Source organism: Streptomyces pristinaespiralis (genome assembly GCF_001278075.1).
Taxonomy (GTDB): domain Bacteria; phylum Actinomycetota; class Actinomycetes; order Streptomycetales; family Streptomycetaceae; genus Streptomyces; species Streptomyces pristinaespiralis.
In genome coordinates, this window is sequence record NZ_CP011340.1 from 6,357,675 (window position 1) to 6,380,419 (window position 22,745).

Annotated in this window: 20 protein-coding genes; 14 read left to right on the top strand and 6 right to left on the bottom strand. The window is 74.2% G+C overall.

Annotated features, from left to right (window positions below; translation table 11 throughout):
- The first annotated feature begins 157 nt into the window (after positions 1-157).
- The 3 genes from SPRI_RS27120 (at position 158) to SPRI_RS27130 (ending at position 6,203) form a co-directional block, all read left to right on the top strand.
- On the top strand, positions 158-2,947 hold the full coding sequence (locus SPRI_RS27120; RefSeq protein WP_238996255.1) for a helix-turn-helix transcriptional regulator: 2,790 nt from the start codon (positions 158-160) through the stop codon (positions 2,945-2,947).
- Between the two features lie 157 nt (positions 2,948-3,104).
- Positions 3,105-4,436, top strand: coding sequence for a PucR family transcriptional regulator (locus SPRI_RS27125; RefSeq protein WP_053557415.1), 1,332 nt, complete (start codon positions 3,105-3,107; stop codon positions 4,434-4,436).
- Positions 4,437-4,553: 117 nt separating this feature from the next.
- Positions 4,554-6,203: a sodium/solute symporter gene (locus SPRI_RS27130; protein WP_238996256.1), complete on the top strand. Its 1,650-nt coding sequence runs from the start codon at positions 4,554-4,556 to the stop codon at positions 6,201-6,203.
- Between the two features lie 53 nt (positions 6,204-6,256).
- Here the strand turns inward: SPRI_RS27130 and SPRI_RS27135 are convergent, their stop codons facing one another.
- Entirely contained in the window at positions 6,257-6,889 is a 633-nt protein-coding gene (locus tag SPRI_RS27135) for a TIGR03085 family metal-binding protein (protein ID WP_005318768.1), read from the bottom strand.
- A gap of 75 nt (positions 6,890-6,964) precedes the next feature.
- Between SPRI_RS27135 and hisI the strand changes: the two genes are divergently transcribed.
- The 11 genes from hisI (at position 6,965) to lgt (ending at position 16,402) form a co-directional block, all read left to right on the top strand.
- A complete protein-coding gene (gene hisI, locus SPRI_RS27140) occupies positions 6,965-7,336 on the top strand; it encodes a phosphoribosyl-AMP cyclohydrolase (RefSeq protein ID WP_005318770.1) in 372 nt (123 codons plus the stop codon).
- A gap of 11 nt (positions 7,337-7,347) precedes the next feature.
- Positions 7,348-8,859, top strand: coding sequence for an anthranilate synthase component I (locus SPRI_RS27145; protein ID WP_005318773.1), 1,512 nt, complete (start codon positions 7,348-7,350; stop codon positions 8,857-8,859).
- A complete protein-coding gene (locus tag SPRI_RS27150; RefSeq protein WP_053557416.1) occupies positions 8,859-9,509 on the top strand; it encodes a TIGR02234 family membrane protein in 651 nt (216 codons plus the stop codon). Before SPRI_RS27145 ends, SPRI_RS27150 begins: the two co-directional genes overlap by 1 nt.
- A gap of 103 nt (positions 9,510-9,612) precedes the next feature.
- Complete coding sequence (locus SPRI_RS27155; RefSeq protein WP_005318775.1) at positions 9,613-9,873, top strand: HGxxPAAW family protein; 261 nt, start codon at positions 9,613-9,615, stop codon at positions 9,871-9,873.
- Between the two features lie 83 nt (positions 9,874-9,956).
- The gene (locus SPRI_RS37465) at positions 9,957-10,562 is read left to right on the top strand and encodes a DUF2752 domain-containing protein (RefSeq protein WP_310650501.1); all 606 of its coding nucleotides are present in this window, start codon (positions 9,957-9,959) and stop codon (positions 10,560-10,562) included.
- A gap of 115 nt (positions 10,563-10,677) precedes the next feature.
- The gene (trpC, locus tag SPRI_RS27165) at positions 10,678-11,487 is read left to right on the top strand and encodes an indole-3-glycerol phosphate synthase TrpC (protein WP_005318778.1); all 810 of its coding nucleotides are present in this window, start codon (positions 10,678-10,680) and stop codon (positions 11,485-11,487) included.
- 7 nt (positions 11,488-11,494) lie between these two features.
- Positions 11,495-11,863, top strand: coding sequence for a tryptophan biosynthesis modulator TrpM (gene trpM, locus SPRI_RS40000; RefSeq protein ID WP_238996257.1), 369 nt, complete (start codon positions 11,495-11,497; stop codon positions 11,861-11,863).
- A gap of 325 nt (positions 11,864-12,188) precedes the next feature.
- On the top strand, positions 12,189-13,481 hold the full coding sequence (gene trpB / locus SPRI_RS27175; RefSeq protein WP_005318779.1) for a tryptophan synthase subunit beta: 1,293 nt from the start codon (positions 12,189-12,191) through the stop codon (positions 13,479-13,481).
- Positions 13,478-14,293, top strand: coding sequence for a tryptophan synthase subunit alpha (trpA, locus tag SPRI_RS27180; protein ID WP_005318780.1), 816 nt, complete (start codon positions 13,478-13,480; stop codon positions 14,291-14,293). Before trpB ends, trpA begins: the two co-directional genes overlap by 4 nt.
- Before the next feature lie 63 nt (positions 14,294-14,356).
- Positions 14,357-15,217: a DsbA family protein gene (locus tag SPRI_RS27185; RefSeq protein ID WP_037774953.1), complete on the top strand. Its 861-nt coding sequence runs from the start codon at positions 14,357-14,359 to the stop codon at positions 15,215-15,217.
- A gap of 210 nt (positions 15,218-15,427) precedes the next feature.
- Positions 15,428-16,402: a prolipoprotein diacylglyceryl transferase gene (gene lgt / locus SPRI_RS27190; protein ID WP_005318782.1), complete on the top strand. Its 975-nt coding sequence runs from the start codon at positions 15,428-15,430 to the stop codon at positions 16,400-16,402.
- Positions 16,403-17,021: 619 nt separating this feature from the next.
- Here the strand turns inward: lgt and SPRI_RS27195 are convergent.
- From SPRI_RS27195 to SPRI_RS27215, 5 genes are read right to left on the bottom strand one after another with little or no spacing between them, the layout of a single operon-like run.
- Positions 17,022-17,822, bottom strand: coding sequence for an HpcH/HpaI aldolase/citrate lyase family protein (locus tag SPRI_RS27195; RefSeq protein WP_005318783.1), 801 nt, complete (start codon positions 17,820-17,822; stop codon positions 17,022-17,024).
- Entirely contained in the window at positions 17,819-19,051 is a 1,233-nt protein-coding gene (locus SPRI_RS27200) for a CaiB/BaiF CoA transferase family protein (protein ID WP_005318784.1), read from the bottom strand. Before SPRI_RS27200 ends, SPRI_RS27195 begins: the two co-directional genes overlap by 4 nt.
- Positions 19,048-19,935 (bottom strand): ribokinase, encoded by an 888-nt coding sequence (gene rbsK / locus SPRI_RS27205; protein ID WP_053557417.1) that lies wholly within the window; start codon positions 19,933-19,935, stop codon positions 19,048-19,050. Before rbsK ends, SPRI_RS27200 begins: the two co-directional genes overlap by 4 nt.
- Positions 19,932-21,512: an ADP-ribosylglycohydrolase family protein gene (locus SPRI_RS27210; RefSeq protein WP_053557418.1), complete on the bottom strand. Its 1,581-nt coding sequence runs from the start codon at positions 21,510-21,512 to the stop codon at positions 19,932-19,934. The genes rbsK and SPRI_RS27210 overlap by 4 nt, the downstream gene beginning before the upstream one ends.
- Positions 21,509-22,708, bottom strand: coding sequence for an ADP-ribosylglycohydrolase family protein (locus SPRI_RS27215; protein WP_005318790.1), 1,200 nt, complete (start codon positions 22,706-22,708; stop codon positions 21,509-21,511). The genes SPRI_RS27210 and SPRI_RS27215 overlap by 4 nt, the downstream gene beginning before the upstream one ends.
- Positions 22,709-22,745: the final 37 nt, after the last annotated feature.

Genomic DNA, 22,745 nt, shown 5'->3' on the forward strand with positions numbered 1-22,745 from the left:
GGTGCAAGCGGTGCAAGTGGTGCGGGCGGTGGGCGCTGTGCGGGCGCACAGCACGGAGCGGTTCACGGTGGGAGCCCGCCCAGCACGGCGGGCCAGGGCCGCGAAGCGCGGACCGGACCCTTCCGGACCGGAGTTACGCAAGAGTAAGTTGCCGGGCGTGAATCCATCGACGACCGTGCACAGTCCCCTTCGGCTGTACGGCCGAAGCGGTGAACTCGCCCTCCTCGACGAGCTGTCGGCCCGCCTGCGCGACGGCTGCGGCAGCACCCTCGTGATCACCGGGCCGCCCGGCCTCGGCCGCAGCGCACTCGCGCGGCACGCCGTCGGCAACCAGCGCGAGGGGACGGTGCTCCACACACGCGCCGCCCCCGCCGAAGCCCTGCTGCCGTACAGCGGACTCCACGCCCTGCTCTGCTCGGCGCCCGGCCCCCTGCCCGGACCGGCCGACGACGTGACCCGCCCGGGGACAGCGCCCACCGCGCTGCTGGAACTGCTCAGGACCCTCGGGGCCGAGAGCCCGCTGCTGCTCTGCGTCGACGACGCCCATGCCTGGGACCGGGACTCGCGCATCGCGCTCGGCTTCGCCGCCCGCCGCCTCGCCCCGCGCGACCGCGCCGCCGTGCTGCTCACCGCGACCGACGACCCGGGCGGCCAGGACGCCTTCACCGGACTGCCGCGGCTGCGCCTCGGACCGCTCGACGACGCGGCCGCCGGCGAACTGATCGACCGGCTGACACAAGGCCGGGCCGACCCGCTCGTACGGGACGAGCTGCGCCGGGAGGCGGCGGGCAACCCGGGACTGCTGACCGCGCTCGCCGCGCGGCTCACGCCCGACCAGCTCGCCGGCCACGCGCCGCTGCCGCACCCCCTCCCCGGCGCGGAGCGCGTCCTTTCCGCGTACGCCGCCCGCGCCGAGGCACTCCCGGCGGACACCCGGCTCCTGCTGCTCCTCGCCGCGGCGGCAGAGGAACACGAACCGGAAGGCGCCGGCGCCGACGCGGCCCTGCTGATGCGCGCGGCCCGGCTGGCCGGCGTCGACGCCGACCGGCTGCTGCCCGGCCCGCGCGCGGGTGCGCTCCACAGCGACGGCCCGCGGGTCCGCTTCGCCCATCCGCTGCTGCGCACCGCCGTACTGCGCGGCGCGCCGCTGCCACGCAGGCGTGCCGCGCACCGGCTGCTGGCCGCCGCCCTCGACGGGCCGCACCTCACCCTGCCGCGACTGGTCCAACGGGCCTGCGCGGCAGGCGGATACGACCCGTTCCTCGCCGACGCGCTCGCCGGGGCGGCCATCGCCCCCCGGCCGCACACCGACCGCGCCACCGCCCTCGCGCGCGCCGCGGAACTCACGGCCGACGAGACCCTGCGCGGCCTACGGTTCTCCGCCGCAGCCGAGCACGCCTGGCTGGACGGGGAGCCCGGCCGGGCCCGCGCGCTGCTGGCCAGGGTCCGCGCCGTACCGGTGTCCGGCCCGGCCCACCACGTTCGCGGACTGATCGCCCTGTGCGACGGCCCCGTGGCCGACGCCCGCGAGTCGCTGCTCGCCGCCGCCGCGCTCCTGGCCGACGACGCCGACCGCGCGAGTGCCGCCCTGCTCGCCGCCGCGGACGCCGCCTGGGCCATGGGCGACCCGCACGGATACGCGGACGCGCTCGCCCGGGTCCCGGCGGCGGTGGCGGACGTGCCGGGCCCGGGCCCTTCCCCGCGCTCGGCCACGGCTTCCCGCGCCGGGGGGAGCGGGCCGGACGGCCGGGAGACGCTCGGCAGGTATGTCGCGGGCATGCGGGCCGTGTTCGCGGGACGGACCGCTGCCGGCCACGCGCTGCTGCGGGAATGCGTCGAGGCGTCAGGACGCGCCGGAGACCCGGACGTACTGCTGCGGTCGGCCGCCGCCGCGCTCGTCGTCGGCGATGTGGACGCCGCCTGCCGGGCGGGCGCCAGGGCGCTGGCCGCCGTACGGGTCCACGGGCCCCGGGTGCTGCTGCCCCCGGCACTGGAACGCCTCGCGTACGCCGAACTGCGCGCGGGCCGGCACGCACGGGCCAGGGTGCACGCCCTCGAGGGACTGCGCGCCGCCCGCGGGCTCGGCCGGCGCAACAGCGCCGCCCATCTGCACGCCGTACTCGCCCTGACCGCGTCCCTGGAAGGCGACGCGGACGCCTGCGCCGAGCACGCCGGCGCCGCCGGTGCCACCGCCGCGGCGCACGGACTGGCGCAGGCAGCCAGCCTCGCGGTGTGGGCGGTGGCACGGACGGACCTGGCGGCGGGCCGGTGCGCGGAGGCCGCCGCGCGGCTGCGGCCCCTCGTCGTACCGGGCCCCAGGCGCGGCCACTTCGCGGTCATGATGCTCGCCGTGCCGTGCTTCGTGGAGGCGACCGTCCTCGCGGGCCGCACGGACGGAACGGCGGTCGCGGTGGAGGAGTTCGCGGCGTGGGCGGCGAGCACCGCCGACCCGCTCGCGCCCGCACAGCTCGCCCGCTGCCGGGCGCTCGTCGCCCCGCCGGAGGAGGCCGCCGCCCGCTACGAGGAGGCGCTCGCCCACCACGAGCGGGCCGGCGGCGACTTCGAGCGGGCCCGCACCCTGCTGCTGTACGGGCAGTGGCTGCGCCGCCGGCGCAGGACGCGCGAGGCCCGCGGTCCGCTGCGGGACGCGCTCGTCGCGTTCGAGCGGTGCGGGGCGCGCGGCTGGGCCGACCGGGCCGGGGGCGAGCTGCGGGCCGCCGGCGAGGCGGTGGCCGGCGACGCGGGGAGCGGCCCGCTGGACCGGCTCACGCCGCAGCAGCGGCGCATCGCCCACCATGTCGCGGAGGGCTCGACCAACCGGGAGGTGGCACTGCGGCTGTCGGTCAGCACGCGGACCGTCGATCACCATCTGCGGAACGTGTTCGCGCTGCTCGGAGTACGTTCGAGGACCGAACTGGCACGTCTGCTGGAGCGCTCCGGCGCCTGAGCCCGGTGCCCGCGTTGCTGGACCGTGATGAGAACAATGCCGCAAACCCCTGGGTACCGACTGGGCGGTATGCCATTCTGCGAGCGTCAGGTAGATCCGGTGCGGTCGTATCTCACGCCGCGCGCCGGAGCGAGCCGACTCCTGGTGGAGGCCGTCCATGTCGAATCTCGTACGTTCGCGCGTCAGGGCGGTTCCCGCGCCCCACGCGGTTCTGCCCCGCTCCCGCTCCCTGCTGGACGCCGAGGCGATCGCCGTACTGCACCGCGCCGCCCAGGTACTGCTGGACGACGTGGCCGGCCTGACCACCACCCTCGTCAGCGAGCTGCGCGAGCAGGAACCCGCCTACCGGGCGGCGCTCGAAGCCGACGCGACCGAGGTGTGGCAGGAGGTGTACCAGTCACTGCGTCACAACATCGCCTCCTTGATCCGCCCCCGCGAGAGCCGGGACGTCGCCCGGCGCACCTCGCGCTCCATCGGCGCCGCGCGGGCCGAGCAGAACGTGCCGCTCGACGCCGTGCTGCACGCGTTCCGGCTCGGCGGGGCGATGGTGTGGCAGGGCCTCGTGGACGAGACCGCGCGCCGCCACCCGGAGGACATCCGGCTGCTCGTCCACGTCGCCGCGGACGTGTGGAACTTCGTCGACGAGCACTGTGCCCTCGTCACGGACGCCTACCGCCAGGCCGAACGCCGGATGGCCTGGCGACGTGAGAACCGGCTGCGGCTGATGACGGCGGCGCTGCTCGACGGCACCGCCCGGATCACCGACCTGCCCGACGCGTCGGCGATGCTCGAACTGCCGGAGGACGGCCGCTTCGTCGTGATCGCGGCCGCGTCCGCCCATCCGCACGCGCCCGGCCCGCTGGTCACCCTGCCGTCCGGGACCCCCGTGGTCTGGCACTCCACCCCAGAGGCCGAACTGGGGATCGTGCACCTGGTCGACGCCGCCGCGTCCGGTCCCCGCCGGTGCGAGGACGGCGGCGACGAGGACGGCCCCGGCGACGGCGCCGCGCCCCGGGGGCCGGCCGACCCCGCCGCCGTCGCCGCGGGGCTGAGCGCCGCCCCCGGCGTCCGCGTGGGGATCGGCTCGGCCGTCACCGGGCTCGCCGCGCTCGGCAAGGGGCGAAGACTCGCCGGCACCGCGCTGCGGGCCTGCCCCCGCACCGGCGGTGTCGTCCTCCTCGACGACCACCTGCCGGCCGCGGTCGTCGTCTCCTCCCCGTCCCTCGGCAGGGCGCTCGCGGAGCGCGTACTGGGACCGCTGTACGCGATCGAGCCGGCCGACCGCGACCTGCTCGTCGACACGCTCACCGCCTGGCTCGAGGCCGAGGGATCCGCGCAGCGCGCGGCGACGCGGCTCTACTGCCACCGCAACACGGTCCTCAACCGGCTCCGCCGCTTCGAACAGCTCACCGGCCGCTCGCTGTCCCGTCCGTCCGACGTCGTCGAGGTCTCCCTCGCCCTCACCGCCCGCAGGCTGCTGGAGCCGTAGCAGCCGCCGGCCGGGGGTGTGCCGCCGCACATCCCCGGCCGGGCCCCGCCTGTGCACCGGCACCGAAGCGCGGCCGCCCGCTGTACGGGGACCGTCCGTACTGGTGACGTGACCGGCATGTCGTCCCATATGCACCCGCTGCCGTCCCTCGCCGCGAGCGCGGGATTCGAGGGCCGGTCCCTCGCGCTCGTCGTCTTCCTCGCGTTCGTCGCGATCTCGCTCCTGCTCTGCGGCCTGGCCGCCGCCGACCAGGACGACCCGGAGCACTTCTACGCCGGCGGCGCCTCCCTCGGCCCGGTCGGCGGCGGGCTGGCGGTCGCCGGGGACTACGTCTCCGCCGCCACCCTGCTCAGCACCACCGGTTCCGTCGCCCTCGCCGGCACGGACGGCATCCTCTTCGCCCTGGCCACCGTCGGCTCGCTGGTCCTGGTGATGACGGTGCTGGCGAGGCCGCTGCGCGGCAGCGGCATCTACACGCTCGGGGACTTCCTCACCGAGCGGCTCGCCGACCGCTCCGTGCGCACGGCCCTCGGGATCGCCTCGCTCGTCGTCCTGTTCCCGCTGCTCGTGGTCCAGCTCTCCACGGCCGGAAAGATCATGACGTCGATGTTCGACCTCCCGGACGGCGCGCTCACCGGCTGCACTGTCGCCAGCGGGCTCCTGATGGTCTGCTACTCCGCCTTCGGCGGGATGCGCGGCACGGGCTACATCCAGATCCTCAAGACGTTCGTCGTCCTCGCCGTGGTCCTGCTCGTCGCCGGGCTCGTCCTCGACCGCTTCGGCTGGTCACCGGGCTCCCTCTTCGACGCCGCCCGTCAGAGCAGTGGCCGGGGCAGCTCCTACGCCGTGCCGGGCCTGCAGTTCGGGCACGACCTCGCCGGACGGCTGGACCTGCTCGGATTCCTGGCCACGCTGGTCCTCGGCGCGGCCTGCATGCCCCACATCACGATGAGGCTGCACCCCATGCGCGGCACGCGCAGCGGCCGCCGCGCGACCACGTGGGCCGTTGCCCCGGTTGCCCTGCTGTGCCTGTGCGTCGTCGTCATCGGACTCGGTGCCGCGGCCCTCGTCGGCCCGAAGCTGATCACGGCCTCCGACCCGGGAGGCAACACGTCGCTGCTCATGGTCACCACGGCGCTCGACCCCGAGGCCGGCGGTCCCCGTCACAGCATGCTGTTCGCCGTGGTCGCCTGCGCCGTCTTCGCCACCACCCTGTCCACGGTCGCCGGCATCACCCTCGCAGCCGCCTCGTCCGTGGCCCGCGACCTCGCCGGTCCCTCGCGCGACGGCGGCCGCGGACGCCGGTCGATGGCCGGGGAGGTCCGCCTGGCTCGCTGGGCGGTCGCCGTCGTGGGAGCCCTCGCCGTCTTCGTCGCGACGCAGACCTACGGACGCAACCCGCAGGTGCTGCTCTCGTTCTCGTTCGCCGCGGCGGCCTCCGTGCTGCCGCCGGTGCTGCTGTACGCCATCTTCCGCCGGCACTTCACGGCCGCCGGGGTGCGCTGGGCGGTGTACGGGACGCTGCCGCTGGTCGCCGTGCTGATGGCCTTCTCGCCGGCGGCGTCGGGCACCCCGATCTCGCTCTTCCCCGACCGGGACTTCCACTGGTTCCCGCTCCAGACACCCGGCCTGGTCACCATCCCCGCCGGCTTCCTGCTGGCGCTGATCGGCTCGAGACACGTCCCCGTCCCGGCGCCGCCGGACGCCGGACAGGACACCGGGAGCGGGACGGCGCCCGCGCCGGTCACCTGGGCGGCCGGGCGCTGACCCGGCCGGCCCGGCGCGGCCGGTCCGACCGGTCCCGCGCCGGGGCGTCTGCCCTAGAACCCGAGCTTGACCTGACTCAGCCGGGTGACCGCTTCCTTGTCGCCCTCGATGTCGACGCGTGTCGCGTCCTGCCGACCGAACGCGAACAGCGTCAACTCGCCCGCCTCGCCGGTCACCGTCACCACCGGAGTGCCCTTGTGCGCCACCGCCGTCTGGCCGTTCGACCTGCGCAGCACCAGACCGACCGGCGACTTCCGGCCGAGCAGCCGGGCACCCTTCTCGAGCCGCGCCCACAGGGTGTTCTCGAAGACACGGTCCAGCTCGCGCGGGGTCCACTCCGGCTGCGCCCGGCGCACGTCCTCCGAGTGCACGAAGAACTCCACCGTGTTCGCGGCCTCGTCGATCTGCTTGATCCCGTACAGGGACATCCGCGGCGGCCCCGTACGGATCAGGTGCACCAGCTCCTCGTACGGCTTGGCGGCGAACTCGGCCTGGATCCGGTCCGCCCGCTCCTTGAGGGCGCTGAGCAGTATCCCGCCCGCCGCGTCGGGCCTCCGCTCGCGCATCACCACATGGGCCGCGAGGTCTCTGGTCCGCCAGCCCTCGCACAGGGTCGGCGCGTCCGGGCCGGACGCCTCCAACAGGTCTGCGAACAGGAGTCGTTCACGCTTGGCATGGGTCGACATGCCCGCCAGCGTACGGCGGGGGTACCTGGTCCGCCCAGTGGACTCACCGCCGGGGACCCTGTTCGACACGGCACAATGGCCCGTATGACCAGCAGTGTCCCCGCAAGCAGCCTCGACCCGGCCATCGCCGCCCGCCTCAAGCGGAGCCCGGACGGCCTGATCCCCGCCATCGCCCAGCAGTACGACACCGGTGAGGTGCTGATGCTCGGGTGGATGGACGACGAGGCCCTGCACCGCACCCTGACCACCGGCCGCTGCACCTACTGGTCCCGCAGCCGCCAGGAGTACTGGGTCAAGGGCGACACCTCGGGCCACTTCCAGCACGTCAGGTCGGTGGCTCTCGACTGCGACGCCGACACCGTCCTCGTCAAGGTCGACCAGGTCGGCGCCGCCTGCCACACCGGGGCCCGCACCTGTTTCGACGCCGACGTACTCCTGGACAAGTAGGGTCTGCCGCCATGGATCTCGAGACGTTCCGCAAGCTCGCCGCCGACCGCCGCGTCATCCCGGTGAGCCGCCGGCTGCTCGCGGACGGCGACACGCCCGTCGGGCTCTACCGCAAGCTCGCCGCGGAGCGCCCCGGCACCTTTCTGCTGGAGTCCGCGGAGAACGGACGCACAGCCCAGTTGTGGTCTCGCTACTCCTTCATCGGCGTGCGCTCCGACGCCACACTGACCGTCCGCGACGACCAGGCGCACTGGCTGGGCAACGCGCCGGTCGGCGTCCCCACCGAGGGCGACCCGCTGCACGCGCTGCGCGAGACCGTCCGGACCCTGCACACCCCGCGCGATCTGGCGTCCGGCATGCCGCCCTTCACCGGCGGCATGGTCGGCTACCTCGGGTACGACATCGTGCGGCGGCTGGAGAAGATCGGCCCCGGCGAGCGCGACGACCTGAAGCTCCCCGAGCTGACGATGCTGCTCACCTCCGACCTCGCGGTCCTCGACCACTGGGACGGCACGGTCCTGCTGATCGCCAACGCGATCAACCACAACGACCTCGACACCGGCGTCGACGAGGCCCACGCCGACGCCGTCGCCCGCCTCGACGCCATGGAGGCCGACCTCGCCCGGCCGCTCGCCTCCCCGCCCACCGCCCTGCCCGCCTCCGAACTGCCCGAGTTCTCCGCGCTGTGGGGCGGGCCCGACTACCAGGCCGCGGTCGAGGACGTCAAAGAGCGGATCAGGGCCGGCGAGGCCTTCCAGGTGGTGCCCTCACAGCGGTTCGAGACCCCGTGCGCGGCGAGCGCGCTCGACGTCTACCGCGTCCTGCGGGCCACCAACCCCTCGCCGTACATGTACCTCTTCCGCTTCGAGGGCTTCGACGTCGTCGGCTCCAGCCCCGAAGCGCTCGTCAAGGTCGAGGACGGGCACGCCATGGTCCACCCGATCGCCGGCACCCGGCCCCGCGGGGCCACGCCCCAGGAGGACAACGACCTCGCGGAGGAACTGCTCGCCGACCCCAAGGAGCGCGCCGAGCACCTGATGCTCGTCGACCTGGGCCGCAACGACCTGGGCCGCGTCTGCGAGCCGGGCAGCGTCGAGGTCGTCGACTTCATGTCGATCGAGCGGTACTCCCACGTCATGCACATCGTCTCCACCGTCACCGGCAAGGTGGCCGAGGGCCGCACCGCCTTCGACGTGCTCACCGCCTGCTTCCCGGCCGGCACCCTCTCCGGGGCGCCCAAGCCCCGGGCCATGCAGATCATCGACGAGCTCGAGCCCTCGCGCCGGGGCCTGTACGGCGGCTGCGTCGGCTACCTGGACTTCGCCGGAGACTCCGACACCGCCATCGCCATCCGTACCGCCCTGCTGCGCGACGGCACGGCGTACGTGCAGGCCGGCGCGGGTGTGGTGGCCGACTCCGACCCGGTCGCGGAGGACACGGAGTGCCGCAACAAGGCGGCCGCGGTGCTGCGCGCCGTGCACACGGCCAACCGCCTGAACGCCCCCGCGAGCGGTAAGGGATAGTGGGGTACGTGAGTGCTGTACCCGTACCCCAGCCCCGAGCCGCAGCCGCGACGCCCGCCGCGACCGGCAGCCGCCGCAGCCTGGCCGCCGCCCTGTTCCTCGGCGCCGTCGGCGCGACCGTCGTCCTGCTCGCCGCCGGCCGGATCTGGGCCGAGGGCAGCGCGTCCGTCGGCGGCGGAACCGTCTCCCTCGACGCCAAGGGCTCCGACGTCACCGGTGTCCCCACGGCACTCGCGATCGTCGGACTGGCCGCGCTGGTCGCCGTCTTCGCCGTGCGCCGCGCAGGCCGGCTGCTCGTCGCCGCGCTGCTCGCCCTGAGCGGCGCCGGCGCCGCGACGGCCGCACTGATCGGCGCTTCCGACACCGGAGCGCTCGACGAGAAGGCCGCCCGCACCACCGGCGACGCCGCCTCCACCGTCGAGGCCCTCACCCACACGGTCTGGCCCTACGTCACCGCGGCGGGCGGTGTGCTGATCCTGCTCGCCGGGCTGCTCGCCCTCCGCTACGGCCGGCGGTGGCCGTCCATGTCCGGCCGCTACGAGCGCGACGGCAGCCCTCGCGCCCGCAAGGAACGCCCGGCCGACCCCGACCGTCCCGAGGACCTCTGGAAGGCCCTGGACCGGGGCGAGGACCCGACGCGCGAAGGGTGACCCCCGCGCCGCGCCCGCCCCGGCGTACGGGACAATGAAGGACGAGCGTCCGGCTCAGCACGAGCACCGGCGCACGAATCGCATCGGAAACGAGGAGCAACTCATGGCGGGCAGCAGCCACGGACACGGACACACCCCGGCCGCCTGGACCGGCGTCATCATCGCCTTCATCGGCTTCTGTGTCGCAGGCGTCTTCATGGTGGCGAACAGCCCGGCCGGCTTCTGGGCCGGTTCTGCTCTCATCCTGCTCGGCGCCGTCGTCGGCGGCGCGATGAAGATGGCCGGCCTCGGCACCCCCAAGGAGCCGGACCACGTGGTGGCGGCCCGTGAGCGCGCGGCGGCGCGGGAGAACGTGACGGCCTGAGGCCTCGCACGCAGATGTCGCACAGCGGCGCAGCCCGGCCAGGCCGGGCTGCGCCGCTGCCGTCGAACGGGGAGAATCACCGCGTGGACCCGACCCCAGCTCCCACCCCGCCCGCCGTCCCGCCGGTCGGCCCTCCGCCCGGCCACCCCGTCACGGACCCGGCCGGCGGAGCCGGCACGCGGGACCCCATGACGCAGGCGCAGGCACCCGGCGGGCCCCGGCCGGGCGGCGGTCCCGACCCCCGGACGTGGTCCGCCGGTGCCGTGCCCGCCGGCGGGCCCGGGCCCGCCCCGTCACCCGCGCGGCGCGTCGCCGCCCCGCTCGCCGTCCTCGCCGGTGTCGCCGCCGCGTTCGCCTACGTCGGGACCGTCGACCCGAACGAACCGGGCCACTACCCGGTCTGTCCGCTGCTGCGCTTCACCGGCATCTACTGCCCCGGCTGCGGCGGGCTGCGCAGCGCCCACGCCTTCATCCACGGCGACATCGGCACCGCCCTCGGCGCCAACGCCGTCGCCGTCGTGGGCTACGCGGTCTTCGCCGTCGTGTGGGTGATGTGGCTGATTCGCGCCGTACAGGGCCGCCCGCTGCGGATCGGTCTCCCCACCGGATGGTGGTGGGTCATGGGCGGCGCGCTGGTGATCTTCAGCGTGGTGCGGAACCTGCCGTTCGGCTCGGCGCTGGCTCCATGAAGTCCCAGGTAGTGGGACAGGCAGCGGCCGGATGCGGGCCCAGGGCCCTCCTGCGGATACCATCGACATGGCTGATCCTGATCCATCAACACCGTCCCGGAAGGGGGCCGCTCGCGTGAGTGTGCTCGACGAGATCATCGAAGGTGTGCGCGCCGACCTTGCAGAGCGGCAGGCGCGTGTCAGCCTCGACGAGCTCAAGGAGCGCGCCGCCAAGGCTCCTGCGGCCAAGGACGGCGTCGCCGCGCTGCGCGGTGAGGGCGTCAAGGTGATCTGCGAGGTCAAGCGCTCCAGCCCCTCCAAGGGCGCGCTCGCCGCGATCGCCGACCCCGCCGGACTCGCCGCCGACTACGAGGCGGGCGGCGCGGCCGTCATCTCCGTGCTCACCGAGGAGCGCCGCTTCGGCGGATCGCTCGCCGACCTCGAGGCGGTACGCGCCAAGGTCGACATCCCGGTGCTGCGCAAGGACTTCATCGTCACCGCGTACCAGCTGTGGGAGGCACGCGCCTACGGTGCCGACGTCGTGCTCCTGATCGTCGCCGCGCTGGACCAGGAGGCCCTGGTCTCGCTGATCGAGCGCGCCGAATCGATCGGCCTGACCCCGCTGGTCGAGGTGCACGACGAGGACGAGGCCGAGCGGGCCGTCGACGCCGGAGCGAAGATCATCGGTGTCAACGCGCGGGACCTCAAGACCCTCAAGGTCGACCGCTCGACCTTCGAGCGGGTCGCCCCCGAGATCCCGGCGCACATCGTCAAGATCGCCGAGTCCGGCGTGCGCGGCCCGCACGACCTGATCGCCTACGCCAACGCCGGCGCCGACGCCGTGCTCGTCGGCGAGTCCCTGGTGACCGGCCGCGACCCGAGGGCCGCGGTCGCCGACCTGGTGGCCGCTGGCGCCCACCCCGCGCTGCGGCACGGCAGGAACTGACCCGGTCATGACCGCCGCCGCTCGCAGCCGAGCCCGCCGGACCACGGGGCCCCGTCCCGCGGTCGTCGGCGTGCCCTCGGCGTGCGCCGGTGCCGTGACCGCCGCCGCCGTCCGCAGCAGAGCCCGCCGGACCACGAGGCTCCGCCCCGTGCTCCTCGGCGCGCCCTCCGCGTGCGCCGGCCGCACGGTGGCCGCGACGGTGGGCGGCGCGCCCCGTGACCCGTACGCCCGCCTCGCCCGGGGCTGCCGCCCCCGGGGCTGCCGGGCGCCGGCACGACGGGTGCACGGGCGCCGGGTGCGGTACGTGATCGGTGACGAGCCGGGCCAGGTCAACGGAATGCGATGGCGCGTGGCCGTGGCGCGGGACGGCCGCTGAGCCGTCCTCGGGGCAGGTTCTTCTTCCCGCTCCGCCCCCGCCCATGACCAGAGGCTCCCCCTACGCCTGACGGCGCGGGGGACCCCACCGGACCCCCGTGCCTTCATCGCCGGCGGGGCTGATCTCGCGGAGCGGGATCCAGCCCGCCCGGGGGCACCTCCCACGGCCGTCAGGCCGCAGGGGGACACCGAGGCCACCGCGCGAAGCGCGGTACCGGGGTACGGGCGGAGCCCGGTCATGGGAAGGGGCGGGGCGAGGACACGCCCGCCGCAGGCGCCACCCGTGTCGCCCACCTCTTCCGTTTCCCGACAAGGAGCGCGTCGCCATGTCCAGCGACTACTTCATCCCCGACCCGGAGGGTCAAGTCCCCAACACCGAGGGCTACTTCGGTGCCTTCGGCGGCAAGTTCATCCCGGAGGCGCTCGTCGCCGCCGTGGACGAGGTCGCCGTCGAGTACGAGAAGGCCAAGTCCGACCCGGCCTTCGCGGCCGAACTGAACGGCCTGATGGTCGACTACACGGGCCGTCCGAGCGCCCTCACCGAGGTGCCCCGGTTCGCCGAGCACGCCGGCGGCGCCCGGGTCTTCCTCAAGCGCGAGGACCTCAACCACACCGGCTCGCACAAGATCAACAACGTGCTGGGCCAGGCGCTGCTCACCAAGCGGATGGGCAAGACGCGGGTCATCGCGGAGACGGGCGCCGGTCAGCACGGCGTGGCGACCGCCACCGCCTGCGCGCTGTTCGGACTCGAGTGCACCATCTACATGGGCGAGATCGACACCCAGCGCCAGGCGCTGAACGTCGCCCGGATGCGGATGCTGGGCGCCGAGGTCGTCGCCGTGAAGTCCGGCAGCCGCACCCTGAAGGACGCCATCAACGAGGCGTTCCGCGACTGGGTCGCCAACGTGGACCGCACCCACTACCTCTTCGGCACGGTCGCCGGCCCCCACCCGTTCCCCGCCATGGTGCGCGACTTCCATCGCGTCATCGGCGTGGAGGCCAGGCGGCAGATCCTGGAGCGGGCCGGGCGCCTGCCCGACGCGGCCGTCGCCTGCGTGGGCGGAGGGTCGAACGCCATCGGCCTGTTCCACGCGTTCATCCCCGACGCCGGCGTCCGGCTGGTCGGCTGTGAGCCCGCCGGCCACGGCATCGAGACCGGGGAGCACGCGGCGACCCTGACCGCGGGCGAGCCCGGCATCCTGCACGGCTCACGTTCCTACGTCCTCCAGGACGACGAGGGTCAGATCACCGAGCCGTACTCGATCTCGGCCGGCCTGGACTACCCGGGCATCGGCCCCGAGCACTCGTACCTGAAGGACTCCGGCCGCGGCGAGTACCGTGCCGTCACCGACGACGCGGCGATGCAGGCGCTGCGGCTGCTGTCCCGCACCGAGGGCATCATCCCGGCCATCGAATCGGCGCACGCCCTGGCCGGCGCCCTGGAGGTCGGACGCGAGCTCGGCAAGGACGGGCTGATCCTGATCAACCTCTCCGGCCGCGGTGACAAGGACATGGACACCGCCGCCCGTTACTTCGGTCTGTACGACACCGACGCCCGGGTCGAGGCCGACGCCTCCGCCGACAACGGCGCCGCAGAGATCCAGGGGGACGCCAAGTGAGCGGGAACATCCAGCTGCTGAACGACACGCTCGCCGCGGTGAGGAGCGAGGACCGGGCCGCGCTCATCGCCTACCTGCCCGCCGGATTCCCGACCGTCGACGTCGGCATCGAGGCGGTCAAGGCCGCGTTCGAGGGGGGCGCCGACGTGGTGGAGGTCGGGCTGCCGCACAGCGACCCCGTCCTCGACGGACCGGTCATCCAGACCGCCGACGACATCGCCCTGCGCGGCGGCGTCAGGATCGCCGACGTGATGCGTACGGTCCGTGAGGCCCACGCGGCCACCGGAAAGCCGGTCCTCGTGATGACCTACTGGAACCCGATCGACCGCTACGGCGTCGAGCGGTTCACCTCCGAGCTCGCGGAGGCGGGCGGCGCCGGGTGCATCCTGCCCGACCTGCCGGTCGAGGAGGCCGGGCTGTGGAGGGAGCATGCGGAGAAGCGCGGCCTCGCCACCGTCTTCGTCGTCGCCCCCAGCAGCAAGGATGCCCGCCTCGCGAAGATCACGGCAGCGGGATCGGGTTTCGTCTACGCGGCGTCACTGATGGGCGTGACCGGCACCCGCGAGTCGGTCGGCGAGCAGGCGCAGGACCTCGTGCGCCGCACCCGCGCCACGACCGCCCTGCCGGTCTGCGTGGGCCTCGGGGTCTCCAACCCGGCGCAGGCCGCGGAGGTCGCGGCGTTCGCCGACGGTGTGATCGTCGGCTCGGCGTTCGTCAAGCGGATGCTCGACGCACCCGACGACGGCGCGGCCGTCGCGGCCGTACGGGAACTGGCGGGCGAACTGGCACGGGGTGTGGGCGGAAAGTCGTAGCCCGTACGAGTGGATCAGGGACCGGGGAGGCGCGCACACGCCTCCCCGGTTCGTTTGCGGGGTGTGAGCGACAACCAAGAGCGGAAGCGGGGAGCCCGCGAGCGGCTCCAGCAGGAACGGGCGCGGGAAAAGGCACGCGAGAAGCGCCGCAGGACCCTGATCGTGGCATCGGCCGTGGTGGGCGTGCTGGGGCTGGCCGCGGTGGCCGGCCTGGTGGCCGCCAACAGCGGAGAGGACGACGGGGGCGGCACCTCGGACGCGGGGCCGCTCCTCGCGCCGAGCGGCGTGCAGGGCGAGGAGGAGCTCGCGATCCCGGTCGGCGCGGCCGACGCCCCCTCCACCCTCACGGTGTGGGAGGACTTCCGGTGCCCGGCCTGCGCCCAGTTCGAGAACGCTCTGCGCGAGACGATCCATGAACTGGAGAAGGCCGGCCAGATCAAGATCGAATATCACCTCGCCACCATCATCGACGGGAACATGGGCGGCAGCGGCTCCCTGCGCGCGGCGAACGCGGCGGCGTGCGCCCAGGACGCCGGGAAGTTCGCCCCGTACCACGACGTGCTGTACATGAACCAGCCGCCCGAGCCGGACGACGCCTTCGCCGACAACGGCAGGCTGATCGAGCTCGCGGGCAAGGTCGAGGGACTGGACACGCCCGCGTTCCGCAGCTGTGTGGAGGAGGGCAAGCACGACGCCTGGGTGAAGAAGTCCAACGACGCCTTCCGGGCCGGTGGCTTCAGCGGCACCCCGACGGTGCAGCTCAACGGAGAGTCGATCTTCCCGACGAAGGGGAAGGAGCAGATCTCCGTCGAGAACTTCAAGAAGTGGGTCAAGGAGGCCAACGAGGGCAAGCCGCCGGGCACCCGGCGGCCGGCGGCGCCGACCGGCGGCGGGAGCGCGAGCCCGGAGGCGTCGCCGTCCTGAGGCACGCCACGCCGGTGTCGGTTCCCGGACCGGGCGGTGCCTGTGGCGCCCGAGGCCGGTCGCGCGACGCGCGCGACCCTGACCGTGAGTCCCGTCATGAGCGTGCACACGGTCATGACCGGGACCCCGGCCGTGACCGTGCCCCGTTACCCAGAAGTTGCCGGGCGGGTTGCCGTACGTCCCGCCCGGCAGGGTAGCGTCGGTCCTGCCATGGACATCGCCTACATTCCCAGCCCGTCGACCGGAGTGATCCACCTCGGACCGCTTCCGCTGCGAGGCTATGCGTTCTGCATCATCATCGGCGTCTTCGTAGCCGTCTGGTACGGCAACCGGCGCTGGGTCGCCCGGGGCGGCAAGGCCGGAACGGTGGCCGACATCGCTGTCTGGGCCGTGCCGTTCGGCCTCGTCGGCGGTCGGCTCTACCACGTGATCACCGATTACCAGCTGTACTTCAGCGAGGGTGAGAACTGGGTCGACGCCTTCAAGATCTGGGAGGGCGGCCTCGGTATCTGGGGCGCGATCGCGCTCGGCGCGGTCGGCGCCTGGATCGGCTGCCGCCGCCGGGGGATCCCGCTGCCCGCGTGGGCGGACGCCCTCGCCCCCGGAATCGCCTTCGCGCAGGCGATCGGCCGCTGGGGCAACTGGTTCAACCAGGAGCTGTACGGCAGGGAGACCGACGTCCCCTGGGCGCTCAGGATCACCGAGGGCGCGAACCGCGAGGCGGGCCTGTACCACCCGACGTTCCTGTACGAGTCCCTGTGGTGCATCGGCGTCGCGCTGCTGGTCATCTGGGCGGACCGCCGCTTCAAGATGGGTCACGGGCGGGCGTTCGCGCTGTACGTCGCCGCGTACTGCGCCGGCCGCGGCTGGATCGAGTACATGCGCGTCGACGAGGCGCACGACATCCTCGGCCTGCGGCTGAACGTCTGGACCTCCATCGTGGTCTTCCTGCTGGCGGTCACGTACATCGTGATCTCGTCGCGGACGCGGCCGGGGCGCGAGGAGATCGTGGAGCCGGCGGCGGTGGACCGGACGAAGTCCGACGCGGCGCCGGGGACCTCGTCCTCGCAGGACGGTCCCGAGGACGGCGCCTCCGAGGAGGACGCCGGTACGGCGAAGTCCGACGCGGTGCCGGACACGGCACCTGAGTCCGCGGACGCGGCGGAGTCGCCCGGTAAGGCGTGACGCGGGGCGGGACCCGTCCCCCTGGGCCCACCCCGCTGGGGCCCCCGGGCCGACCTGGCTCAGGCGGTGCGGGCCCCCGGGCCCACCCCGCTGGGGCCCTCGGCCCACCCGGCTCAGGCGGTGTGAGCCCTCCGGCCCACCCGGCTGGGGGCCCCGGGCCGACCTGGCTCAGGCGGTGCGGGCCCCCGGGCCGACCTGGCTCAGGCGGTGCGGGCCCCCGGGCCGACCCCGCTGGGGGCCCCGGACCGACTTGGCTCAGGGCGGTGCGGGCCTGGGCCCGCACCACCCCTGCGGGTCCGCTGCGCGGGGCGTGTTCTCCACCCCGCCCCTTCCCGCTGCATCGATGTGCGGCTTCGCCGCGTGGCGGGGGCAGGCCCCGGACCCGTACCGCCCTGCGGCGGCGTACCGCGCTTCGCCCGGTGCCCTCAAGCCCCGGGGGCTGACCGTCTCAGCCTCGCCGGCGTTCGAGGCGCGGGGGTCCGGGGGCGGAGCCCCCGAAACACCGCGCGGAGCGCGGTGGCCGGTCCGGGCGGAGCCCGGTGTCGGGAAGTGGGCCCCCGGCCCCCAGACCGCGGGGGCCGGGGGCCCCACCCAACGGCCACCCATCCACGGCCCCCGTTCAGATCTCCTCGCGGCTCGCCAGCGCCAGCGTCCGGCGGGCCGTCGCCACCACCGCCGCGTCGACGAAGCGGCCGTCCGGCAGTGCCAGCGCCCCCGCGTCCGACGCGGCCGCCTTCACGATGTCCTCGGCCGCCTCGATCTCCTCCCGCGTCGGGCGGAAGGCGCGTTCGATCACGGGGAGCTGGCGTGGATGGATGGCCGCCCGGCCGAGGAAGCCGAGGGACCTGCCGTGGGAGCAGGAGGCGTAGAGGCCGTCGAGGTCGAGGATGTCGGGGTAGATCGACTGGGGCGGCGGCGCGAGACCCGCGGCCCGCGCGGCCATGACCGTACGGGTGCGGGGCCAGTCGAGACCGGCGTCGCCGCGCAGACCGAGGTCGGCGCGGAGATCCGATTCGCCGAGCGCGATCCCGGCGACGGCGTCGTGCGCGGTCGCGATCGCGTATGCGTGTTCCACCGCGAGCGCCGACTCGATGAGCGGGTACAGGGGTACGCCCGGTGCGCGGGCCGCGATCTGCTGGATGTCAGTGGCGTATGCGACCTTGGGGATACGCAGGGCGCTGAGGCCCGGCAGCCCGGCGAGGGTCTCGACGTCATGGGGGGAGTTGATGCGGACATGGACGGGGAGCGGCTGGGGGGACGACAGCAGGTCGGCCGTCGCGTCGAGGGCGTACGGCTTGCGGCCCTGTGCGACGGCGTCCTCGAGGTCGACGATGACGATGTCGGCCTCGGTGGCGAGGGCCTTGAGCACCACCTCCGGACGGTCGCCCGGTGCGTAGAGCCAGGTGAGGGGGATGGTCATAGTGCCCCTTGGGTGCGGAGTGCGGTGATGTCGGTGGGGGTCAGGCCGAGTTCGGTCAGCACCTCCTCGGTGTCGGCGCCGTGCGGCCGGCCGGCCCAGCGGATACGGCCGGGGGTCTCCGACAGCCGGAAGATGACGTTCTGCATACGCAGCGTGCCGAGTTCGGGGTCCGGTACTTCCGTGATGGTCCCGAGCGCCTGGTACTGCGGATCGTCCATGACGTCGCTGATGTCGTAGACGGGGGCGACGGCGGCCTCCGCCTTCTCGAACGCGTCGACCACTTCGTCGCGGGTCCGGCGGGCGATCCAGCCTCCGACGGCGTCGTCGAGTTCGCCGGCGTGTTCTGCGCGGCCTGTTCCGGTGGCGAACCACGGCTCGTCGACGAGCTCGGGCCGCCCCACCAGGTGCATGACGCGTTCCGCGACGGACTGGGCGGAGGTGGAGACGGCGAGCCAACTGCCGTCCGCGGTGCGGTAGATGTTGCGCGGCGCGTTGTTGCGGGAGCGGTTGCCCGTGCGGGGCTGGATGTAGCCGAGCTGGTCGTACCAGAGCGCCTGCGGGCCCAGCACGGCCAGGATCGGTTCGATGATCGCCATGTCGACGACCTGGCCGCGGCCGGTGGTCGCGCGGGCGGCGAGCGCGGTCATCACGGCGTAGGCGGTGGCGAGGGCGGCGACCGAGTCGGCGAGGCCGAAAGGGGGGAGGGTCGGCGGGCCTTCCGGTTCGCCGGTGGCGGCGGCGAAACCGCTCATCGCCTCGGCGAGGGTGCCGAAGCCCGGGCGATGGGAGTACGGGCCGAACTGCCCGAAGCCGGTGACCCGGGCGAGGACCAGCCGGGGGTTGGCCGCGCTCAGTTCGTCCCAGCCCAGCCCCCATCTCTCCAGGGTGCCGGGGCGGAAGTTCTCCACGACCACGTCGGCGGTCGCGGCGAGACGGAGCAGGGTCTCCCGGCCGCCGGGGGCGGACAGGTCGAGGGTGACGTTGCGCTTGTTGCGGCCGAGGACCTTCCACCACAGCCCGACCCCGTTCTTCGCGGGGCCGTGGCCGCGTGACGGGTCGGGGCGGGTGGGGTGCTCGACCTTGACGACCTCGGCGCCGAAGTCACCGAGCATCGTCGCGCACAGCGGACCGGCGAAGAGGGTCGCGAGGTCGAGGACACGCAGACCCTCCAGCGGAAGGGGGTTCCGGGGAAGGGGATTCGAGGGGAAGGGGGAAGAAGCGGGGCTCATGAGGCGGCGTCGATCTCGGCGCGGTACGGCATGGACGAGGACGCTCCCGGGCGCTGGACGGACAGGGCGGCGGCCGCGCATGCCCAGGCCAGGCACTGTCGCGGCGGCTTCTTCTCACCGAGGGCCACCGCCAGGGCGCCGACGAAGGTGTCTCCCGCAGCGGTGGTGTCCACGGCGTGCACGGCAGGTGCGGGCACGCTGATCGGCTCGGTGCCCCGGGCCGCGTACAGACAGCCCGCGGACCCGAGGGTGATCACGACCTCCGGGACCTGACGCAGCAGTTCCTGTGCCGCGGCGTGGTGGTCGGCGATGCCGGTGATGGTGGCGGCCTCGTGCTCGTTGGGCACCAGCAGATCGGTGGCGGCGAGGAGTTCGGGCGGCAGCGGCTGGGCCGGGGAGGGGGTGAGGACGATCCGCACCCCGTGGCGGCGGGCGGCCTCGGCGCCGTCGAGGACGGCGCTGAGGGGAAGTTCGAGCTGGAGGAGCAGGGTGTCCGCGGTGGCGATGAGGGCTTCCTCGCCGGGCGCGAGGGCGGTGACGGTGCCGTTGGCGCCCGGGATGACGACGATGGCGTTGCCGCCCTCGTCGTTGACGACGATGTGGGCCGTGCCGGAGGGCCCCTCGGCGGTCCTGAGCAGGTCGGTGTCGACACCGCACGATTCGAGGGTGTGCCGCAGCTGCGGGCCGAACGCGTCGGATCCGACCGCGCCGATCATCGCGACCTCGCCGCCGGCGCGTGCCGCGGCGACGGCCTGGTTGGCGCCCTTGCCGCCGGGGACCGTGCGGAACTCGCGTCCCGTGACGGTCTCCCCGCGTTCGGGCGCGTGCGCCACGAAGGCGACGAGGTCCATGTTGGTGCTGCCGAGCACCACGATGCCTGTCATGGGCGGAGTGCCTCCTTGAGCGTGAGGTGGGCGAGCGTGTCGAAGCCGACGCCGTCGAACCCGGTGACGGAGGTGGCGAGCCGGTTCTTGAGCGGGGTGGTCCACCGGTCGGGCAGCGCGTCCGGCCGCCCGGCCAGCAGGCCGGCCAGCGATCCGGCCGTCGCGCCGTTCGAGTCGGTGTCGAGCCCGCCGGACACGGCGCGGCAGATGGAGCCGGTGAAATCACCGTCGGCGTGGGTGAGTGCGGCGACGAGCAGTGCGGCGTTGGGCAGCACGTGCACCCAGTGGTAGGCCCCGTACTCGGCGTGGACGCTGTCGACGGCGTCGGTGAAGTCGGCGTGCTCCCCGGCCGCCCGGACGCCGAAGCGCACGGCGGCGGCGAAGCGTGAGCGGGGCGGGACGACGGTGAGGCCGGCGGCGATCGCCGCGTGCACATCGGCGGTGCCCGCGGCCGCGGCGGCGATGGCTGCGGCCGTGAACATGGCGCCGTACACACCGTTCGCGGTGTGCGTGAGCGCGGCGTCGCGGTACGCCTGTGCGGCGGCGGCGGCGGGTTCACCGGGGTTGGTCCAGCCGTGGACGTCGGCGCGGATGGCCGCGCCGATCCATTCGCGGAACGGGTTGCGGTGGGAGGCGGTCAGCGGGGGCTCGATGCCGTAGAGGAGGTTGCGGTAGGCGACGCGCTCCGCCGTGAACGTGCGGCCGGCGGGCAGCTCGTCCAACCACAGCCGGGCGACGTCGTGGGTCGTGAAGTCCCTGCCGTGGCGCTGAAGGAGAAGGAGGCCGAGGAGGGGGTAGTTGAGGTCGTCGTCCTCGGGCATGCCGTCGATGTTCTCGGCGAGGGAGGTGGGGGCGCTGCGCCGGTTCCAGGGGTGGGCGGCGGCGAGCTCCGGCGGAAGGCCCTTGGCGGTGAACCAGGTGGTGAGAGGCCAGTTGCCGGTGGCGCGGGCGATGTCGCGGATGGCCTGGAGCGGCAGCTTCTCGACGGGCTTGCCGAGCAGACACCCGGCGGCGCGCCCGAGCCAGGCGGCGTGCAGCGCGTCTTCGAGCTCGCGCCCCGGCCGGGGTCGTGGTGTGTCCGCCGGGCCGGGGGCGCGCGTCGTGCGCGGAGCGCTGCCGGCTGAATCGGACGACTCGTACGGCTCGGATGGCCGGTACGACTCGTGCGTCTCAAACCACTGGTGCGGCCCGTACGGCTCCACAGTGGTGACACCGGTGCCGCCTGCCGGAGCAACGGGGGACGTCCGCCCCCTCTCGCCGCCCGCCGAGTCGTCGCCATGGGCCGCCGGGGCCGGGTGACAGGCTGCCGTGATGCCGGTGAGCGACGTCGGCTCGTCGGCGGCCGACGGGCAGGGCAGGGCCGCCAGTTCGCCGAGCAGTTCCTCCGCCAGTGCGCGCAGCGCGCCCGGCGCGGGCACCGGTGACGCGCCCCCGCGCTCCGGGGCGAGCGCGCCGCCCGCCGCCAGCCAGCGGTCCCGGACCGGCGCCCCGTCCCTGCCGTCCTCTTCCGCCTGCCTCAGTTCATGGCCGATCAGGTCCTCGGGCTGGACCCAGGTCAGCCGCAGCGCCTGCGTCATCGTTCCGTGTCCGTCAGGGCGGCGAACGCCGTCTCGTGGGCCCGGCGGCGCTGGGTGTCCCGTGCGTGGATCTCGCGTGCGACGGCGGCCAGTTCGGCCGCCGGCGCGTGCAGGTCGACACGGCTGGCCTCCGCCACCTGCCGCGCCCACTCCTCCGGCACGGCCGCCTCGCCGCTCATGGCACCGGCGATCGCGCCGGCCATCGTCGCGATCGAGTCGCAGTCCCGCCCGTAGTTGACGGACGCCAGGACCGTACGGCGGTAGTCGCCGTCGTTGACCAGCAGCATGCCGAGCGCGATCGGGAGTTCCTCGATGGAGTGGAGGCGGGAGGGGCGGCGTGCGCCCAGCGACGGTGCGCGGTAGTCGGGGCCGACCGTGTCGAAGGGGGCGACCGCCGCCCGCAGGGGCACCAGCGCCGACTCGAAGTCCGTGTAGCGAGCGGCCGCTTCGGCCACCGACTCGATCGCCGCCTGGGTGCCGTCCTTCGCCAGGGCCGTCGCCGCCTCGACGACCGATGCGGGGGTGGCGCCCGGCATGCACGCGGCGGCGACGGCGGCCGCGAACACCCCGGCCGCCTCCCGCCCGTACGAGGACTGGTGGGCGCCCGCGATGTCGATCGCCTCCGCGTAGGCGGCCGCGGGGTCGGCCGCGTTGACCAGTCCCACCGGCGCCATGTACATCGCCGCACCGCAGTTCACGATGTTCCCGCTGCCCGCCTCTCGCGGGTCGTGGTGCCCGTAGTGCAGCCGGGCGACGAGCCACTTCTCGGCGAGGAAGAGCCGCTGGAGCGGAATGGCCTCGGCCTCGAGCTCCGGGATCCAGCGGGGGTTGGTGATGAGGTCGGGGACGAGGTGGTCGGCGACGGCGTACGCGTCGAGGTGGTCGCGGACCGTGGCGTACACCCCGATCAGCGCGTGCGTCATCAGGGTGTCGTCGGTGATGTGGCCGTCACCCTTGTGGTACGGCGCGATGGGGCGTGCGGTGCGCCAGTCGTCGCCGTGCCAGGGGCCGACGATGCCGGTGACGCGGCCGCCGTGGCGTTCCACGATCTGGTCGGGAGTGTATCCCTCGACGGGGCCGCCGAGCGCGTCACCGACCGCTGCTCCGACGAGGCTGCCGGTGATCCGGTCTTCGAGTGAGAGGGGATGCGTCGCCGCTGCTGCGGTCGTCTTCGTCGCCGCCGTGGTCGTCGTCATGTCGGAATTGTCCCCCTGTGGTGGCCGGCAACGGCGG

What these genes read in the sequence shown, in the direction of transcription:
- lgt (WP_005318782.1), top strand. Translation starts at nt 15,428, where the DNA reads ATGGACATCGCCTACATTCCCAGCCCGTCGACCGGAGTGATCCACCTC.
- SPRI_RS27145 (WP_005318773.1), top strand. Translation starts at nt 7,348, where the DNA reads ATGGATCTCGAGACGTTCCGCAAGCTCGCCGCCGACCGCCGCGTCATC.
- SPRI_RS27210 (WP_053557418.1), bottom strand. Translation starts at nt 21,512, where the DNA reads ATGACGCAGGCGCTGCGGCTGACCTGGGTCCAGCCCGAGGACCTGATC.
- trpM (WP_238996257.1), top strand. Translation starts at nt 11,495, where the DNA reads ATGACCGCCGCCGCTCGCAGCCGAGCCCGCCGGACCACGGGGCCCCGT.
- SPRI_RS27200 (WP_005318784.1), bottom strand. Translation starts at nt 19,051, where the DNA reads ATGAGCCCCGCTTCTTCCCCCTTCCCCTCGAATCCCCTTCCCCGGAAC.
- trpB (WP_005318779.1), top strand. Translation starts at nt 12,189, where the DNA reads ATGTCCAGCGACTACTTCATCCCCGACCCGGAGGGTCAAGTCCCCAAC.
- SPRI_RS27155 (WP_005318775.1), top strand. Translation starts at nt 9,613, where the DNA reads ATGGCGGGCAGCAGCCACGGACACGGACACACCCCGGCCGCCTGGACC.
- hisI (WP_005318770.1), top strand. Translation starts at nt 6,965, where the DNA reads ATGGCCCGTATGACCAGCAGTGTCCCCGCAAGCAGCCTCGACCCGGCC.
- SPRI_RS27195 (WP_005318783.1), bottom strand. Translation starts at nt 17,822, where the DNA reads ATGACCATCCCCCTCACCTGGCTCTACGCACCGGGCGACCGTCCGGAG.
- SPRI_RS27135 (WP_005318768.1), bottom strand. Translation starts at nt 6,889, where the DNA reads ATGTCGACCCATGCCAAGCGTGAACGACTCCTGTTCGCAGACCTGTTG.
- SPRI_RS27125 (WP_053557415.1), top strand. Translation starts at nt 3,105, where the DNA reads ATGTCGAATCTCGTACGTTCGCGCGTCAGGGCGGTTCCCGCGCCCCAC.
- rbsK (WP_053557417.1), bottom strand. Translation starts at nt 19,935, where the DNA reads ATGACAGGCATCGTGGTGCTCGGCAGCACCAACATGGACCTCGTCGCC.
- SPRI_RS27130 (WP_238996256.1), top strand. Translation starts at nt 4,554, where the DNA reads ATGTCGTCCCATATGCACCCGCTGCCGTCCCTCGCCGCGAGCGCGGGA.
- SPRI_RS27215 (WP_005318790.1), bottom strand. Translation starts at nt 22,708, where the DNA reads ATGACGACGACCACGGCGGCGACGAAGACGACCGCAGCAGCGGCGACG.